The 3,631-nt window shown below is 71.4% G+C and carries 3 protein-coding genes; 2 read left to right on the top strand and 1 reads right to left on the bottom strand.

Features of this window, described 5'->3' with window-relative positions; all coding sequences use genetic code 11:
- The coding region (locus G6017_RS11115; protein WP_182617366.1) for a succinic semialdehyde dehydrogenase at positions 1–1,547 on the bottom strand (1,547 nt) is incomplete at its 3' end.
- A 102-nt stretch (positions 1,548–1,649) separates the two neighbouring features.
- On the opposite strand from G6017_RS11115, the gene G6017_RS11110 reads away from it, so the two are divergent.
- A complete protein-coding gene (locus G6017_RS11110; protein ID WP_182617364.1) occupies positions 1,650–2,618 on the top strand; it encodes a TipAS antibiotic-recognition domain-containing protein in 969 nt (322 codons plus the stop codon).
- Positions 2,584–3,474 (top strand): oxidoreductase, encoded by an 891-nt coding sequence (locus G6017_RS11105; RefSeq protein ID WP_179524203.1) that lies wholly within the window; start codon positions 2,584–2,586, stop codon positions 3,472–3,474. The genes G6017_RS11110 and G6017_RS11105 overlap by 35 nt, the downstream gene beginning before the upstream one ends.
- Positions 3,475–3,631: the final 157 nt, after the last annotated feature.

Here is a 3,631-nt window from a genome sequence, read left to right as displayed (position 1 = left end):
CGCATCGCGTCCGTCGCGGGGGCGAGCATCTTGTGCCACCGCGTGCGGGGCAGGAACGACGGCCCGCCCAGGTGCATGACGCGCTGCGTGGCGATGGTCTGCGCCTCGGTGTACTTGAGCAGGCCCTCGTCGCCGTGCCTGCGGCCGACGCCGGAGGCGCCCATGCCGCCCATCGGACCCGCGACCGAACCCCAGCCGGCCACGTAGCCCTCACCGACGTTGACGGTGCCGGTCCGCAGCCGCGCGGCGATCTCCTCGCCCTCCGAGTCCGACGCGGCGAACACCGAGGAGTTGAGCCCGTACTCGGTGTCGTTGGCCTTGGCCACGGCCTCGTCCACCGAGTCGACCGGGTAGATCGACACGACCGGGCCGAACGTCTCCTCGCCGAAGCAGGTGGCGTCCTCCGGGACGTCGGCCAGCAGTGTCGGCTCGTAGAACAGGGGGCCGAGATCCGGGCGGGGGCGACCGCCGGCCAGGACGCGGGCGCCCTTGGCCACGGCGTCGTCGACGTGGGCGGTCACGGTGTCCAGTTGATCCCGGGAGATCAGGCTGCCCATCTCCGCCTCGAAGTCGTAGCCCGGGCCCACACTCATGGACCGGACGCGGGCGGTGAGCTTCTCGATGAGCTGGGGGGCCACCGACCTCTCCACGTACACGCGCTCCACCGAGATGCAGAGCTGGCCGGAGTTGGAGAAGAACGCGCGGGTTGCCACCTCGGCCACCTCGTCGAGGTCGGCGCCCGCCGCGACGATCATGGCGTTCTTGCCGCCGAGCTCGGCGGAGAACCCGATGAGCCGCTCGCCGCACTGGCGACCGAGCGTGCGGCCGGTGGCCGTGGAGCCGGTGAACATGAGGTAGTCCACGTTCTCCACGATCGCCCCGCCGACGGTGCGGCCCGAACCGGGGACCACCTGGAACAGGTCGCGGGGCAGACCCGCGCGGTACAGCAGGTCCGCTGCGGCCAGGGCGCAGAACGGCGTGATGGAGGCGGGCTTGATCACCACGGCGTTACCCGCGGCCAGGGCCGCCAGTGCGTCCGTGGCGGCGAGGTTGAGCGGGTAGTTCCACGGCGCGATCACACCCACGACGCCCTTGGGGTGGCGTCGGACCACGGCCTTGGTCAGGCCCGGCAGCATGCCCTGGACCCGCTTGGGGGCGAGCAGCCCCGGGGCCGTCTTGGCGTAGTGACGTGCGGTGATGAGGCAGTCCAGGACCTCCTCCTGCGCCGAGGCCCGGCTCTTCCCGGTCTCCGCCTGGACGATGTCCATGAGCTGCTCGCGATCGCGCATGACCAGGGAGGCGAAGCGCTTGAGCACGGCGACGCGGTCCGCGGGCTCGCGGTCGGCCCACGCGATCTGGGCGGCGCGGGCCCGCTCGACGGCCGCCAGCACGTCGTCGGCGGTGCCCACGGGGATCTCGGCGAGCGGCTCGCCGGTGAAGACCTCCTCGATGACGGCTGACTCCCGACTCGAGGGATCGGAACGGAATTCGGGGATCGCGACGAGGTCGCGGAGTCGGTCGTAGACACGGGGCGTGGGTCGGCTCATGCCCCGATGTTACCGACGAGTAAGCCGACGCGGTACCGACTCGCCCTTGACCCTGACGTCGCGTCAGGGCCCAGGGTGGTCGATGTGAGAGATGCTGGAGCGATGACGAGCAGTGACGGGCTCACCGTGGGCGCGGTCGCCGACCTCGTCGGCGTCAGCGTCCGGACCCTGCACCACTGGGACCGGATCGGGCTGGCGCCGGCGAGTGGACGGACGTGGTCGGACTACCGCGTGTACGACGACGACGACGTCGCGCGCATCCACCGGATCCTGGTCTACCGCGAGCTGGGCCTCCCGCTGGCGCAGATCGGGGTGCTGCTCGACGACCCCGACGTCGACGAGGGCGCCCACCTGTCCCGGCAGCGCGAGCTGCTCCTCGACCGCATCTCGCACCTGCAGGAGATGGTCTCCGCAGTAGACCGCCTGAAGGAGGCGATCGCCGTGAACACACCACTGACACCCGCGGATCGGGCCGAGATCTTCGGCACCGACTGGAACGAGGACTGGCAGGCCGAGGCGCAGCAGCAGTGGGGCGACACCCCGCAGTGGGAACAGTCGCGACAGCGCACGAGCACGATGTCCAAGGAGGACTGGCGCCGGGTCAAGGCCGAGACGGATTCGCTCAACGCCGACCTGGCCGCAGCCAAGCGGGCCGGGGTTGACCCCGCCTCACCCCGGGCCGCGGAGCTGGTCGAGCGGCATCGTGCGTCGATCTCGACGTTCTACGACTGCACGCGCTCGATGCAGGTGCTGCTGGCGCGCATGTACCGGCAGGACCCTCGCTTCAGCGAGACGTACGACTCGCTCGAGCCGGGCCTGGCCCGGTGGGTCGAAGCCGCTGTCGAGGCCGACGCCCGCGCGCACGGTGTGGACCCCCGACACCGCCACGTGGGACTGATCCCGGTAGTCCCTCACCGATCCGCTCCCGGGTTGCGCTGCGTGTTCGTCCGGATCGCGACCGGTCACGCGCCCCGGACGGTCCATTCCGGGCGCGCGACTCGGCCGACGAGAGGCCGGTCGTGCGTACCCTGGACGCATGACCAGTCGATGGACCACAGCCGACATCCATGACCAGACGGGCCGGACCTTCGTCATCACCGGCGCCAACGCCGGCCTCGGGCTCGAGTCCACCCGGGCGCTCACCGCGGCGGGAGCCCGGGTTCTGATGGCGTGCCGGGACACCACCCGCGCCGAGGCCGCCCGGGCCGGCCTGGCGCACCCGGATCGGGCGGAGGTCGTCCAGCTGGATCTGGCCGATCTGGACTCGGTCCGCTCCGCCGGTCGGGTGCTGGCCGACCACCGACCCGATGTGCTGATCAACAACGCCGGACTGATGAACATCCCGCAGTCGCGCACGGCCCAGGGCCACGAGATGCAGTTCGGGGTGAACGTGCTCGGCCACTTCGCGCTCACCGAGCAGCTCGTCCCCGTGCTCACCGACCGGGTGGTGTGGCTCGGCTCGATGATGCACAAGAGGGGCACCGTCGATCCGGACGACCTCGACTGGACCCGCCGCAAGTACTCGCCGATGGGGGTCTACGCGGCCACCAAGCTCGCCTGCGTCATGCTGGCCTACGAGCAGCAGCGTCGGTTCGACGCGGCGGGGTCACCGCTGAAGGCCGTGGCCGCCCACCCCGGGTACTCGGCCACCAATCTCCAGTACCGCAGCGGCAGCCGGGTCCAGGACATGATGATGCGGGTCGCGGAGAAGGTCCCGTTCCTCGTCCAGCCGGCCGAGCGCGGGGCCCTGCCCCAGCTCTACGCCGCCACCGTCGACTCCGTTCCCGGCGGCGCGTACGTGGGTCCCGACGGCTTCGGTGAGCTCAGCGGATACCCGAAGATCGTCGACTCCACCCGCGCCTCGCACGACCGCGCGGTCGCGGCGGCCCTGTGGGATCGGTGCGCGGAGATGACGGCGGCTCGATGACGACGAGCTGAGCCCGGCCCGCGGCTCAGCAGCCAGGGCACTTTCGCGGCTCAGCCGCCACGGCACTTTCGCGGCTCAGCCGCGGCGCCTGGAGCCCGCCAGCAACAGGGCCCCCAGCAGCAGACTCACCGTGGCCAGACCCGCGATCGCGGTGGTC

It is taken from the genome of Dietzia sp. B44, from assembly GCF_014145245.1.
Classification (GTDB): Bacteria; Actinomycetota; Actinomycetes; order Mycobacteriales; family Mycobacteriaceae; genus Dietzia; species Dietzia natronolimnaea.
This window is presented reverse-complemented; position numbering and strand designations above follow the sequence as displayed.

Bases quoted from the DNA above. Each gene is read 5' to 3' on its own strand.
- G6017_RS11110 (WP_182617364.1), top strand. From the start codon at position 1,650: ATGACGAGCAGTGACGGGCTCACCGTGGGCGCGGTCGCCGACCTCGTC.
- G6017_RS11105 (WP_179524203.1), top strand. From the start codon at position 2,584: ATGACCAGTCGATGGACCACAGCCGACATCCATGACCAGACGGGCCGG.